12 protein-coding genes are annotated in these 14,727 nt (G+C 37.0%); 8 read left to right on the top strand and 4 right to left on the bottom strand.

Annotated features, from left to right (window positions below; translation table 11 throughout):
* Positions 1–13 precede the first annotated feature (13 nt).
* Entirely contained in the window at positions 14–2,668 is a 2,655-nt protein-coding gene (locus U8526_RS11185; RefSeq protein ID WP_334342053.1) for an HAD-IC family P-type ATPase, read from the bottom strand.
* A 379-nt stretch (positions 2,669–3,047) separates the two neighbouring features.
* Between U8526_RS11185 and nagE the strand changes: the two genes are divergently transcribed.
* Positions 3,048–5,033: an N-acetylglucosamine-specific PTS transporter subunit IIBC gene (nagE, locus tag U8526_RS11190; protein ID WP_334342054.1), complete on the top strand. Its 1,986-nt coding sequence runs from the start codon at positions 3,048–3,050 to the stop codon at positions 5,031–5,033.
* Between the two features lie 35 nt (positions 5,034–5,068).
* Here nagE and U8526_RS11195 read toward each other — a convergent pair whose 3' ends face one another.
* The 3 genes from U8526_RS11195 to U8526_RS11205 form a co-directional block, all read right to left on the bottom strand.
* A complete protein-coding gene (locus tag U8526_RS11195; RefSeq protein ID WP_334342055.1) occupies positions 5,069–6,106 on the bottom strand; it encodes a PTS sugar transporter subunit IIC in 1,038 nt (345 codons plus the stop codon).
* Between the two features lie 21 nt (positions 6,107–6,127).
* The gene (locus U8526_RS11200) at positions 6,128–7,066 is read right to left on the bottom strand and encodes a 2-dehydropantoate 2-reductase (protein ID WP_334342056.1); all 939 of its coding nucleotides are present in this window, start codon (positions 7,064–7,066) and stop codon (positions 6,128–6,130) included.
* Positions 7,067–7,186: 120 nt separating this feature from the next.
* On the bottom strand, positions 7,187–8,203 hold the full coding sequence (locus tag U8526_RS11205; protein ID WP_334342057.1) for a zinc-binding alcohol dehydrogenase family protein: 1,017 nt from the start codon (positions 8,201–8,203) through the stop codon (positions 7,187–7,189).
* Positions 8,204–8,339: 136 nt separating this feature from the next.
* On the opposite strand from U8526_RS11205, the gene U8526_RS11210 reads away from it, so the two are divergent.
* The 7 genes from U8526_RS11210 (at position 8,340) to U8526_RS11240 (ending at position 14,724) form a co-directional block, all read left to right on the top strand.
* On the top strand, positions 8,340–8,684 hold the full coding sequence (locus tag U8526_RS11210; protein ID WP_334342058.1) for a winged helix-turn-helix transcriptional regulator: 345 nt from the start codon (positions 8,340–8,342) through the stop codon (positions 8,682–8,684).
* A gap of 660 nt (positions 8,685–9,344) precedes the next feature.
* Positions 9,345–10,319: a PTS sugar transporter subunit IIB gene (locus U8526_RS11215; protein WP_334342059.1), complete on the top strand. Its 975-nt coding sequence runs from the start codon at positions 9,345–9,347 to the stop codon at positions 10,317–10,319.
* Between the two features lie 42 nt (positions 10,320–10,361).
* Positions 10,362–11,180, top strand: a complete 819-nt coding sequence (locus tag U8526_RS11220) for a PTS mannose/fructose/sorbose transporter subunit IIC (protein WP_334342060.1) — start codon at positions 10,362–10,364, stop codon at positions 11,178–11,180.
* A 19-nt stretch (positions 11,181–11,199) separates the two neighbouring features.
* On the top strand, positions 11,200–12,111 hold the full coding sequence (locus tag U8526_RS11225; RefSeq protein WP_334342061.1) for a PTS system mannose/fructose/sorbose family transporter subunit IID: 912 nt from the start codon (positions 11,200–11,202) through the stop codon (positions 12,109–12,111).
* A 156-nt stretch (positions 12,112–12,267) separates the two neighbouring features.
* Positions 12,268–12,639 (top strand): DUF956 family protein, encoded by a 372-nt coding sequence (locus tag U8526_RS11230; RefSeq protein ID WP_334342062.1) that lies wholly within the window; start codon positions 12,268–12,270, stop codon positions 12,637–12,639.
* Between the two features lie 620 nt (positions 12,640–13,259).
* Positions 13,260–13,796 carry a hypothetical protein gene (locus U8526_RS11235; RefSeq protein ID WP_334342063.1) on the top strand — a complete coding sequence of 179 codons (537 nt, stop codon included), beginning with the start codon at positions 13,260–13,262 and terminating at the stop codon, positions 13,794–13,796.
* A gap of 184 nt (positions 13,797–13,980) precedes the next feature.
* Positions 13,981–14,724, top strand: a complete 744-nt coding sequence (locus U8526_RS11240; RefSeq protein ID WP_334342064.1) for a CPBP family intramembrane glutamic endopeptidase — start codon at positions 13,981–13,983, stop codon at positions 14,722–14,724.
* Positions 14,725–14,727: the final 3 nt, after the last annotated feature.

The following is a 14,727-nucleotide window of genomic DNA, read 5'->3' on the forward strand; positions in this document are numbered from 1 at the left end:
ATTGATCTTTTTATTATTTCTGGAGTTTAAGTCTAATTAACTTATCTATTTCTGTAACTACTAATACAATTGCCCCAGCGGCAATAGCGAGTCCCCATTCAAGGGAGGTGATAGGGCCAGTTGAGAATATTTCTTGCATGAACGGTGTATACGTTAGGAAGAGTTGTAATAGTATCATCAATCCAACGAATACGAAGACTTTTGAGTTAGAGAATAGTTCTTTTGATAAAGCCAGTTTAGGAGTACGAATATTAAATAGATAGAAGATCTTACCAATAATTAAAGTGTTAACCATTGTTGTACTTGAAATAACTTCGCCAACACCTTTGTTATTAAGGTAGATATCTATTATCAAACTGACAGCAGCAATAAGGATTGCTACGTAAGTCATTTGGAAAACATCATGACGGTTCATTAATTTACTACCGGTTTTTCGTGGTTTCCGTTTCATAATGCCTTCTTCGGCTGGCTCAAAGATCAAGGCAAATTGAATAGTGATAGCTGAAACCATGTTGATCCATAGTAATTGCGTTGGTTGAAGTGGAATTTCTTGTTTTGTCAGGATAGCATAGGCGACAATCAATCCTTCAGAAAAGGAGATTGGTAACAAGTAGAGGATACTCTTTTTAATGTTATCGAAGATTCGACGTCCTTCTTTGATAGCCGATGACATAGTTGCAAAGTTATCGTCAGTTAAAATCATATCGGCGGAATCTTTAGCAACATCGGTACCCTTAATACCCATGGCTACACCAATATCGGCACGTTTCAAGGCAGGAGCATCATTGACACCGTCACCAGTCATGGCGGTTACTTTATTGTTCTTTTGTAAAGCTTCGATAATTTCTAACTTGTTACTTGGTGTGGTCCGAGCAAAAACTTGATTCTTATCTGCAGCAGTAACTTTTTCATCATCTGATAAAGCATCCCACTGTGTACCGGTAATGGCATTGATCTCATCAGCTAAGCCTAAACTTTGACCGATGGATTTTGCAGTAATGGCATTGTCACCAGTAATCATTTTAACTTCAACACCAGCACTACGCATGACTTTAAGCGATTCAATTACCTCTTCACGAGGAGGGTCAATGATCGCAACTAAGCCTAAGAAATTAAGACCGTCGACGATCATTTCATGTGTGATTTTGTTAGTAGAGTCGGGTTCTTTTTCATAACCAACGGCAATCACACGTTTACCTTCTTTAGAGAAGCGTTCAACTTTTTCTAACCAAGTATCGTAGTTGAAATTAGAATCTTGTTTGCGGGCCATATCTAACAATTTATCAGGAGCACCCTTAACGAAAAGGATACGTTCATCTTGTTCATTTTTTACTAATTTACCAATATAACGATAATCGGAATCGAATGGTAAAATATCGACTTCCTCGAATTCACGAGGTTGGTCATAAGCAAAAATCTTGTGATAAAGCGTTAGGAAAGCCCCATCAGTGGGTTCACCATTAATTTGCCATTGACCATTTTCATGTAGTAGGTCGGTATCGTTGGCGTAATATCCAGCTTGTAAAAGTAATTTTAAATTTGAATTCATAGTAACTGGTTGACCGTGATCCAAAATTTCACCAGTTGGTTCATAGCCGGTTCCAGTAACAGTTAATTCTTGATCATCAATCAGAATATCAGTAACAGTCATTTCGTTCTTAGTTAGAGTCCCAGTTTTATCGGTCGCAACTACGTCTACTGAACCAAGTGTTTCAACTGCCGGCAAAGTTTTGACAATGGTATTTTGCTTTTTAGCCATGTCGCTAACACCTTTAGCCAAAATAACTGAAGTTGTGGCAGGCATACCTTCAGGAATAGCACCAACCATCATGGCAACAACCGCTAAAGCTAAAACGGGTAGAGCATAGGTATCAAAAATCAAACCGATAATGAATATCAAGATTGAAGCAGCTACGATGGCATATGAAACCTTAGTTCCCAAACTATCGATAACTTGCATTAGAGGTGTTTTTCTTTGTTTGACAGCACTAACTTCCTGAGAAATTTTACCAATTTCAGTATCAGAAGCCGTACCGACTACTAGCCCACTACCACTACCGTTGGTTACAGCAGTTGAAGCAAAAGCCATATTAGTTTGTTCAGCTAAAGGAATGTTGTCACCGGACAATTCTTCAGCAATCTTGGCAACAGAGTTGGATTCACCAGTCAAAGCGGATTCCTGAATTCTTAGATTATCAGAGTCAATAATTCTAAGATCGGCAGGAACGTTATCTCCAGCTTCTAAGAAAACTGTATCCCCGACGACTAAATCTTCAGCGGGAACGTCTTTTCTTTGTCCATCACGGTAAACAGTCGCCTCAATCGATAACATTTGTTTGATTTTTTCTAAGGCATCAGAAGCATTGGCTTCTTGGTAATAACCGATGATAGCATTGATAACTACTACCAATCCAATGATGATCGAGTCTGAATAGTGTCCCATCAAGACTGTAATGAGCACCGAAGCAATCAGCACGTAAATAACCATATTGTTGAATTGACGTAGGAACATTTTCCATTTAGGTGTTTTGTGTGATTCCAGTTTGTTAGGACCATCTTCTGCCAAACGTTTTTTAGCTTCAGAAGTAGTTAATCCTTGTTTAAATTCATTTGTGTTATATGTTTCTTTGAGTTTTTCAAAGCCTATTTGATAAGGTTTAGGTTTCAATTTACATCTCCTCGAATTTTAAATTTGGGGTCAAAAAAAGCGCATTGCTTATAAGTAATGTGCTAAAACTCAGCTTCGAATCCGATGCAAGAAATATATAAGATTTGTCTTCAGTTAAAGTTCACTCCTTCAAATATCGTAATCTAAAGATAGCAAGAATTATACATTATGTCAATATTATTAAAACTATTAGATTATTTTAATTATGAACATCGTGGAGTATACCAATTCTGTAAATGTCTAGTCCATTGTTTTGGTGTAAACGGTTAAATAGCTTACATTCTACATTTTATTAATAAATTGCTTGCAGTATTGAATCTATACCAGTATTATTAGCTTTGTTAAAAATGTTTATGTTTATAAGGAGGAAAATAGGAAAATGAAAACCTATCTTCAACGAATGGGTCGATCACTTCAACTTCCAGTAGCTGTTTTACCAGCTGCAGCGTTGCTTGAAGGTATCGGTCATTGGTTACCACAGAATTGGGGATTATCACAATTCTTACAAATTGGTGGTACAGCCATTTTAAGTCAGTTGGCATTGTTGTTTGCAGTTGGACTTTCAATTGGGATGTCCAAAGTCAAAGACGGTGCTTCAGCTATGGCCGGTGTGGTTGCCTATATCGTGCCAGTTTATGTACTTTCACCTAAAAATGTTGCTTTATTAAAAGGGATTAACGTTAAGGATGTCAATCCAGCCTTTAATGCGATTGCTGGAAATGTATTTATTGGTATTGTGGCTGGTTTAATTGCTGCAGCCTTGTTCGATCGTTTTCATGAAACTAAATTGCCAATGGCTTTATCATTCTTTAGTGGTAAGAGATTAGTTCCAATTTTATCTACTTTGGTAATGTTACTAATTTCAGTTGTTTTACTATTCATTTGGCCATTTCTATATGATGCTTTGATTAATTTTGGTAAATTCTTTGTTGGTTTGGGTGCTGTTGGTGCTGGATTATTTGGTTTCTTCAACCGTTTATTGATTCCAACCGGATTGCACCAAGCTTTAAATCAGGTATTTGAATTTAATATTGCTGGTATTAATGATATTGGTAATTTCTGGGCCAACAAGGGTACTAAAGGTATTACCGGAATGTACTTAGCTGGTTATTTCCCAGTTATGATGTTCGGACTTCCTGCAGGGGCTTTAGCTATCTACAAGAATGCCTTGCCAGAGCGTAAGAAGGCCACTGCTGGTTTGATGATGGCCGGTGCTTTTGCATCATTCTTTACCGGTGTTACTGAACCTTTGGAATTCTCATTTATGTTTGTTGCTTGGCCATTGTATGTTATCCATGCCGTTTTAACTGGTTTATCAATGTTCTTTGCTGCTTTCATGCACTGGACAGCCGGATTTACTTTTAGTGCTGGACTAGTTGATTACATTTTGAGTTTCCATATGCCAATCGCCAACAAACCTTATATGTTGCTGGTTCAAGGTGTTGTGATGGCAGTTATTTATTACTTTGTATTTGATTTTGCTATTAAGAAATTCAACTTGATGACACCAGGTCGTGAACCAGTAGATGTTGATTCAAGTGATCAAAGTGCCGAAGTTGTTACGTCTGATGACGATGACAAGTATATGATTGCTGCTAAGAAAATTTACGCTGGTATCGGTGGTCACGATAATATTAAAGTGATCGATAATTGTACGACTCGTTTGCGTTTACAATTGGACGATACGTCAAAAGCTAATAAGTCACAGATTATGAGTGCCAACGTTTCAGGAATCAATGTCTTGGATAAAACTAATATTCAAATTGTTGTTGGTACAGAAGTACAATTTGTTGCCGACGCCTTGAAGAAATTGTATGACAACAATGTTGCTGTATCTGCTCCAACAACTGCAAAAAAAGAACCAGAACCTAAATCAGAACCAGCCAGTGATGTTAAAGCTGGTGAAACAGATGTCTTTTATAGTGTCGCCAACGGTGAGCTAGAAGATATTGAAAAAGTTTCTGATCCAACCTTTGCTCAAAAGATGTTAGGTGACGGTTATGCAGTCGTTCCAACCGATGGAAAGATTGTGGCTCCAGTTGATGGTACGATCACAACTATTTTCCCAACTAAACATGCCTTAGGTATCAAGACTGAAAATGGACTAGAAGTATTAGTTCACATGGGAATCGATACCGTTCAATTGAAAGGTGAACCATTTGAAATTAAGGTTTCTGATGGTCAAAAGGTTCAACATGGAGATCAACTTGCACAAGTTGACTTGAAGAAGATTACTGATGCAGGTAAGAAGACGGACATGATGGTAATTATTACTAATATGCCAAGTGTTGCCTACATGAAGTACGATGTTTTGAATCAAGAAGTTAAGTTAGATAATGAAGTCGTTAAAGTTACGACTAAATAAAAATAGAGCTCACACAATGTGTGGGCTCTATTTTTTTAACCTAAGAATTCAAAAACATCTTTTCGATCGTATAGGTGAAGTACTTTTTCTAAAATAAATTGTAAAACTAATGATACGATGACTGGAATTACTAACCAACTAATTAACAATAAGGCGATATTTAGGCCAGCTTCCATTGATGCTAAGGGACCAACTAGACCAACTAAACCGAATCCGGCTGAAGCTGGTGTTCCCGAAATGGAGAACAAAGCAACAGGGATAGCGGAGATGGCAGCAGTTATCAAACAAGGAATAAGGATGATAGGCTTTCTGAATAGATTTGGCATCATCATTTTCATAGCTCCTAGGGCAATTGCAATTGTTACACCTGGTTTGTTGATCTTCCATGAGTTGACAACTAAAACGATGGTTGTAGCGGCGACACCCATAGCAGCAGCACCAGCAGATATACCATTTAATTGAATCGCCATACCGATAGCAACGGTAGAAATTGGCGAAATAATGATGGTAGCGAAGGCACAACTAATTAGGATACACATCAAGATAGGTTGTAAATTAGTGAATGAATTGATTCCATCACCGATAGCCTTAGTAATGTCAGTGACGTATGGATAGAGATAAAATCCGATTAAACCAGCGCCGACACCAACAACAATTGGGGTTAAGACGATAGCAACGGAACCAAATTTTTCACCGATCAATAAAATCAATCCGACAGCAATAGCGGCTGTTAGCATGGTATTGATGATGTCACCAGTACCAGCTCCGATGTAGGCTTGAGCTTTGGCATTAAATTTAATAACGCCGGAACCAACGAAAGCAGCTCCACCAACAACCATCATAGGCATTGGTTTGAATTCAAATTGAAGGGCAATTAGGGCTCCAATTAATAGTGGTGTTGCAAGTTGAAAGATAATTGCCATTTGACCGATGGCAAGTGCAAAAGGATTGTTACCGAACAGTTTTAAGATAGCAGCTAAAACGGCATTGGGAATCAATCCGATAATAATACCGGTTGCGGTTCCTGATAGTACTTTGTTTAGAAAAACTTTGGCTGTTAGTTTTTGTTTCATAATAATCCTCCTGTGATTTAACTATTTAGCACCAAGAATATCTTCTTTACAGTGAATTAGTTGTGTTAACAAATCACAATATGGAGTAGGAATTTGATATTTCTTACCTTTACGAGAAACGGCTCCATTGATGTAGTCGATTTCTGTTAAGCGATGATTGTTGATCAAATCTTGATACATTGATGGATAATGTTTACCGATTGTTTCAGGATCAAAGCAAGATTCTACATGGGCAACGACTTCATCAACATCTAGGTCAACGCCTTCGTGTTTAGCAACAGCAGCAAATTCATTTACTACTGTGACGACGATGTCATGGGCAGGCTTAGTAGCTCCAAATTCAGCCATGTTGACGTCAAGAATTGAGCAAAGACAGTTCATAGTTCCGTTGACACAAGCTTTACGATAAATTGAATAGTGAATATTGTCTGAATATTTAGCGTTTAAACCAGATTCTGAAAGAACTTTAGCTAAGTCCTTAGCGGCATCTTCTTGATCTTGGCCTAAGTTTTGTAGTTCGACAGAACCATTACCAAATAGTTTAACCTCACCAGGTCCAACTAGACCGGCAGTCCACATAGTATTACCGATAAAGATATTTTCCATTGGAATATATTTTTCGATAGTATCTTCGTGCCCAATACCATTTAAAAGGCAAAGAATCTTTGTATTCTCAGCAATAAGCGGCTTAACATCTTGCAACATTTGAGCAAGTTGCATTGACTTAGTGAATAAAATAATCAAGTCGGCTTTAGTGTCACTTTTGACTTCTGATTGAAGCATTACAGGGATTTGTTCTGTAATATCCTCACCATTAAAGTTAGCCTTTAAACCGTTTTGACGGATAGCCTCAACGTGTGCTGGCCAACCATCAACTAGGGTTACGTCGTTGCCCCCTCTATGAAGCATAATTCCAAAGCGGCTACCCATGGCACCCGCACCTGCGATGATAATTTTCATCAAGTTCACTCCTTTGTGATTTCTGTAACTATCATTATACTTGAAGAGTTGTGAAAAAATCCACAAGTAATTGAAGTAAACGTTTCTATAAGTAAATGAATGCAGGTTCGGCTGGATTTTTTAATTACTAATAACGATCTTGCCAATCATATGATTCGTTTCTACTAATTGGTGAGCCTTCTTCAAGTTATCAACGTTGATAGGGGACAAAGTTTTGGTCAAAGTACTGTGAATGGTCTTGTTATCAAGTAATTGGGCAATATTCTCAAGAATTTCATGTTGTGTGATCATATCAGGTGTTTGGTAATAGGATTTGGAATACATCCATTCCCACGAGAAGCTAGCTTTCTTTTTAGTTAATTTCTTGAGATCAATTGGACGGCGATTCTCAGTAATTGAAGTTATCCGACCATTTGGCTTGATGAGTTGAGCCATTTCTTCCCAGTGTCCATCAAGATCATTCAATTCTAAAATGTAATCAACATATTTGAATCCTAATTTGTGGACTTCAGTAATCAAATTTTTACGGTGGTTAACAGTCAAATCTGCACCATTTTGTCGCACCCAGGAAATGGTTTCAGTACGGGATGCAGTGGCGATTACTTTTAAACCCGACCAGTGTGCTAGTTGGGTAGCAATTGAACCAACACCGCCAGCTCCGTTAATAATCAGGATTGTTTTTTGATAGTTTGTTTCCTTATTATATGGAGAAATTTCTAATTGTTCAAAAAGTGCCTCCCAAGCGGTTAATGATGTTAACGGCATAGCAGCAATTTCAGCGTCTGATAAATTTTTGGGAGCGTGGCCGACGATTCTTTCATCAACCAATTGGTATTCACTATTGCTGCCAGGTCTGATAAAGGAGCCAGCATAAAATACTTTTTCACCGTTATGGAAGAGAGTAACTTCCTTATCAGTGTCAATGACCACTCCAACAGCATCCCAACCAATTACTTTAGGGTGACTAAGTTTTCGATAGCCACTTTTCCTGACACCAACATCAACCGGATTGACCGATACTGCCGATATTTTTACTAATAGATCGTGTCCTTTAACCTCAGGAATAGGCTGCGAAAATTCGATCAAACTGTCCTTATCTTGAATAGGTAGATGTTCTGTAAATCCGATAGCTTTCATAATAAATCCTCCTCGATATTTAGTATTAATCGCATGAAGAAAGTTAACAATCGTGAAATTTTTGTTACTAGTCATATGTTGTTGCTTCAAATTTTAAAAAACGGTAATTTATGTGTGGATTGATTGGAGTGAGGGTATGAAACGACATATTTATGATTGCAATGCAGGTTGTCCAGTAGAAAGTACGTTGCAAATAATATCTGGCAAATGGAAAAGTGTGATCCTTTATCATCTGTTTCAGAATGAAATTTGTCATTTTGGACAGTTACAACATGAACTAAAAGACTGTTCCAGGAGAATGCTTGCCTTACAGTTAAAAGATTTAGAACAAGATGGAATAATTAAGAAAACTGTTTATCAGTTGAAACCATTGCGAACAGATTATCAATTGACGGAGTTTGGCAGGACTTTAGAACCAGTTATTAAGTCAATGGCAAGTTGGGGGAGTCTATATAATCAAAAAGAAGTTTCAAAAATGTGAATTATCCTATTAATTTAAAAAAATCACGCTTTTTATTGCTTTTGTTTGGTTTTAAAAAGTTCTTTATTCTATATTAAAAATTAAATATTCAAGAGACATTGGTACAGACCATTTCAGCAAATGAGATTTGTTTTACTTAAAAAATTACATAGTAAAATTTTAAAAATTAACAGTGATGTAGCATGTCACACAAAAGTAACAAGTGAAAATTCATTTATCAAAAATGTATTTATATAAAAGAAAATAACGAGATTACCATGCTTTCGGTATCAGAGGACGATAAAACTGAAAGTATTTGAAAATGAAATACGGCTTTCAAATATCACAAGCAGCCACAAAAATGGACAAAAAGAACAGAAATAAAATTTTTATTTTAAGTATAAAAAATCAGAAAGCTTGTTAAATTAGCTCTAATTAATATGCCAAAAGGACGATGGAAAATCTCTAAAAATCACAAAGATAATTTATTTTGGATGTGGTCTAGACTTTTTTTTAAAAGGACTGTTTTTTTTTCTGAAAAAATGATATTATGTAAGGGTTCACATGAAGGGTGGGCTAGATTAAAACGGTTTATTAGGATATTATTCTATTTTTTTAGGCGACCGCATTGGGTGGTTGAAGTAAGCGTTTTAATTATATAAAACATAAGGAGGAAGAAACATGGTTGGAATTATTATTGCAAGCCATGGTGACTTTGCCGACGGCATTAAGATGTCTGGATCAATGATTTTCGGTGAACAAAAAGATGTTCAATCCGTTACATTGCAACCAAGCATGGGGCCTGATGACCTTAAGGCAAAATTGGAAGATGCTGTTTCCAAATTGGAAGATCAAGAGCAAGTTTTGTTCTTAGTTGACCTTTGGGGTGGAACACCATTCAACCAAGTAAATGGTTTGTTCGAAGCACATAAGGATAAGTGGGCTATCGTTGCTGGTCTTAACTTGCCTATGTTGATCGAAGCTTATGCTTCACGTATGTCAATGAATTCTGCACATGAAATTGCTGCTCATATCATTGAAACAGCAAAAGATGGTGTAAAGGTTCGTCCAGAATCATTACAACCTAAGGAAGCTGCTCCTAAAGCTGCTCCACAACAAAGCGTTTCAGGTGGTAAACCTGGTTCAATGAAATATGTTTTGGCTCGTATTGATTCACGTCTATTGCATGGTCAAGTTGCTACTGCATGGTCTAAGTCAGTATCACCAACACGTATTATTGTCGTTTCAGATAACGTTGCAAAGGATGACTTGCGTAAACAATTGATTATGCAAGCTGCACCAGTTGGTGTTCATGCTCACGTTATCCCAATCAAGCAAATGATCAAAATTGCCAAAGATGATAAACATTTTGGTGGCGAACGTGCATTACTATTGTTCGAAACACCACAAGATGTTGAAAAGGCTGTCGATGGTGGAGTTCCATTGAAAACAATCAATGTTGGTTCAATGGCTCACTCAGTTGGTAAAGTTCAACCTAATAAGGTTTTGGCTTTCGATCAAAATGATATTGATACATTTAAGAAATTGGAATCACAAGGCATCAAGTTTGATGTTCGTAAGGTTCCAACAGATTCTGAGGACAATCTTGATAATATTATGAAGAAAGCCCAAGCAGAATTGGATAAAAATAAATAGGGATTTAACTTTTATAAGAAATAAAACGGAGGATTAATAATCATGCAATTAAATGCTATTCAGATTATTCTTGTCGTTTTGGTATCATTCCTAGCTGGTATGGAAGGTATTTTGGATGAATTCCATTTTCACCAACCAGTTATCGCATGTACTTTAATCGGCTTAGTTACAGGTCAATTGTTACCTTGTCTTATCCTTGGTGGTTCATTACAAATGATCGCCTTAGGTTGGGCTAATATCGGTGCTGCCGTAGCACCTGATGCTGCTTTGGCAGCTGTCGCTTCAGCTATTATTCTTGTTCTTGGTGGTAAAGGACAAAAGGGTGTTGGTTCAGCTATTGCTATTGCTGTTCCTTTGGCTGTTGCCGGACTACTTCTAACAATTCTATGTCGTACATTAGCAACTGGTATTGTTCATATTATGGATAAGGCTGCTGAAGAAGGTAGTTTTGCTAAAATTGATTTCTGGCAATATGTTGCTATTTGTATGCAAGGTCTACGTATCGCTATTCCTGCTGCATTGATTCTTGCAATTGGTGCTGGTCCCGTTAGATCATTACTAGATGCTATGCCTACATGGTTGACAGATGGTTTGTCAATCGGTGGTGGTATGGTTGTTGCCGTTGGTTACGCAATGGTTATCAACATGATGGCTAGTCGTGAAGTATGGCCATTCTTCGCTATTGGTTTCGTACTTGCTACAGTTACAGATCTAACACTTATTGGTCTTGGTACTATCGGTATTTCTATGGCGCTCATCTACTTGAAATTATCTAAATCAGGTGGCAATGGCGGTTCAAACGATGGTGGAGGAAACTCTAACACCGGTGATCCAGTCGGCGACATAATAGATAACTATTAAGAGGGGAGAACACATAAAAATGGCAGATCAAGTTAAAATTTCTAAAAGAGATAGAATCTCCGTTTGGTGGCGTTCAACATTCCTACAAGGTTCATGGAACTACGAACGTATGCAAAATGGTGGCTGGACTTATTCATTAATTCCAGTTTTGAAAAAATTATATAAGACAAAAGAAGACCGTGCCGCTGCTTTGAAACGTCACATGGAATTCTTCAATTGTCACCCATACTTAGCTTCACCTATTCTTGGTGTAACAATGGCCTTGGAAGAGGAACGTGCCAGTGGTGCTCCTATCGATGATGTTACAATCCAAGGTGTTAAAGTTGGTATGATGGGTCCTTTGGCTGGTATTGGTGATCCTGTGTTCTGGTTCACTGTTAAGCCTATTATCGGTGCTTTGGCTGCTTCATTGGCTATGACTGGTAATATCCTTGGACCAATTATCTACTTCGTTGCATGGAATGCTATTCGTATGGCCTTCATGTGGTATACACAAGAACTTGGCTACAAGGCCGGTTCAAAGATTACAGATGATGTTTCTGGTGGTGTTCTACAAGACATTACTAAAGGTGCTTCAATTCTAGGTATGTTTATCCTAGGTGCTTTGATTAACCGTTGGGTTGTTGTTAAGTTCACACCAACAGTTTCAACTGTTAAGTTAGCTAAAGGTGCATACATTGATTGGTCAAAGATCCCTTCAGGTGCACAAGGAATCAAGGAAGCCTTGATTCAACAAAAAGACGGTCTATCATTGACTGCCCATAAAGTAACAACATTGCAAGATAACTTGGATCAATTGATCCCTGGTTTAGCAGCTTTGCTACTAACATTGTTCTGCATGTGGTTACTAAAGAAGAAAGTATCTCCAATTGTTATCATTCTTGGCTTGTTCGTTGTAGGTGTTCTTCTACACGTTCTACATGTTATGTAATAATTCGAAACTTTCAAAAAGCTTTACTAATTAAAAATGAGACATCAATTCGTTTTTGAGTTGATGTCTCATTTTCGTTAGACAAAGGTAGCGGTACTTTTGATAATAAAAGGAATCCGCCGTATAATACTTTTAACAAAACAAAGGAGCGGTCAGATGGTCCAATCATTAAATACAAAATCAGATTTAGTTGTTGAGGGAACTTCTCATTTAGGGTTGACCGATTATGGAAAAATCATGGTCGGGGATAAAGGATTTGAATTTTACGATGACCGTGATGTTTCAAACTATATTCAAATCCCTTGGACAGAAGTCAAACAAGTCGTTGTTTCGGTAATGTTTGGTGGTAAGTGGATTCCACGTTATGCTATTGAAACAAAGAAAAATGGTATGTTTACTTTTTCTTCTAGAGACCCTAAGCGAGTATTACGTGCTATTAGGGTTTATATTAAGCCTGAGCATATTGTTAAGTCGTTGACCTTCTTTCAGGTTGTCCGTAGAGCTTTTAAGAGAAATCCCAAGAAGTAATTCTGTAGCTTAGTCAATTTTTTGACTGAGCTATTTTTTGTTTTGAGTGTTGTTTTGATTGATAACCATGGTTCTATGTTGAATAGTGGGAAATTGCCGTCCTCCACAAGAATTGGGAATGCTGTTGGAACGCTATGGGCACGATTTGAAACTAATTATTTTACACTTCGTGCAAAATAATGGATTTCCAAAGTCGGCCTCATTGTAACCGGCAGAGCCGGTAACAATGATCTCATAGCTGAACGCATTCCCAATTCTTGCTCCGGACTGGTGTCCGATTCTATTTATATATTTCTGGAGTATTAAATAGTAAATTTAGTATTTGATGAAAGATACCTATATATTAAATGTTTTTCAAGGTTAGGTCTCATAAACTTTATTTCAGTATATAAAATTGAGGACTACCTAAACACAGTAGTTTTAAATAATAATAGAATCAGAAATACAGTAGGTAGTAAAAAATCTGTGGGCCCACAGATTTTTTGCGGACGACGGCATACTTAGTTCACCTCAGTTGATTATTGATCCCTACAAAGTGTCCATTTTCAAAACTTATATTTGGATTATTTGATCAATTAGTTCTATCTTAGACATAGTCATAAACAGTCAAGGTGATTGATATGGAAAACGAATTTAGTTTCGCTAGAAAAATCAGTTTCGAACCACTGTTAGGCAGTATTTTTCTTGGTGTCGCAGTGGGAGTAGTGGTTATTTCGATCTTCCCCAATAAACCGTTGATGTCGACTTTATGCGGCATAGTTGCGTTTTTAATTGATAGTATGGTGATTTACCCACGGTCATTGAAACATTTCTACAATGGCTGGAAAATCAATACTAAAGGAATATATTATGTTGATGATGGAACTTGGAATAAACGGATAAAATTAATTTATTTGCCGTTTGTACAACAATACAAGTATTTACCATTATCGCAAATTAGGTCTTTTGCCGTTTCTGATGGTAAAGATATAATGAATACTCAAAATATAACAGGTGGTCCAATTAATCATCCCTTGAGTCGTAAGGAACGTTTGCTGGTGGTTAACACGGATCAAGGACAGTTGGTCTTAAATTTTTCTTGGGACTACAAGGGAGACACTGTTACCGATAAAAAAATTAATCAAATAGTCTCGATACTGAAAAACTCATCCTGCTGACGGATGAGTTTTTTTACAAATAAATATTTTTGGCTTGTCGTGAAATACGTAAAGGGTGAGCTTTTAACAAAATGAGGTTTTGCGTAACTCGTATCTCAACGTCTAAAGAATAGTTTATCGAACGCGTTTCATGTCAAGTACTTTTTCTATATAATTAATAAAGAATAACTTTAAAGGAGAAAAAATGAAATTTATAAAAAGTAATCTTGTAAAGATTATCATAGCCAGTTTGATTTTTCCTATCGTCATGTTTTTACTGGCATTAGTCATTCGAGGCCATTCTGTTAACAGTTATTGGCAAATGTTGAGTGATCTTTTGGTATTTGTAATAGCGTTTCTACTAAATAGATTCTTTTTTCAACAAAAAATTAATTGGTTCAATACTAAGAATTGGTCGGCACAGCTATATACAGCGATGCCTGCAATTATTCTGATTGCGGTCTTGGATTCAGCAACATTGGCGGTACCGGACATGGCTATCAAATTGAAAGTTATTGTCCTATGCCTGCTAGTTGGTTTGGCGGAAGAATATATTTTTAGAGGTATTTTGATCAGCCTATTTTTAAAGTTATTCCACAATAACGTTTTAGGAGCGGTTATTGGTTCTAGTATTATGTTTGGTTTGATCCATACGATGAATCTAAAGTCACTGCCGATCGGTTATGTATCAGGCCAAGTGATTTTTGCGGCAGCGATAGGTTTGTTGTTTGGTACAATCTACGTAAAAACAAAGAATCTCTCAATTGTTATTCTATTACACGCTTTACGTGATATGTTCCCGATGTTTTCTAATAAATTAATGGCTGAAGCTGCTAAAATGCAGTTTTCCATGTCGTCGTTATATGTCATCGCCGTTTTGTTTTTAATCACATTTTTTATCGCATATGCACAGTTAAAAGATTTTAAGATAGAAAAAGAGCCAGCCTAAGCT

The organism is Companilactobacillus sp. HBUAS56275 (genome assembly GCF_036913655.1).
In the GTDB taxonomy this organism is placed as follows: Bacteria; Bacillota; Bacilli; order Lactobacillales; family Lactobacillaceae; genus Companilactobacillus; species Companilactobacillus pullicola.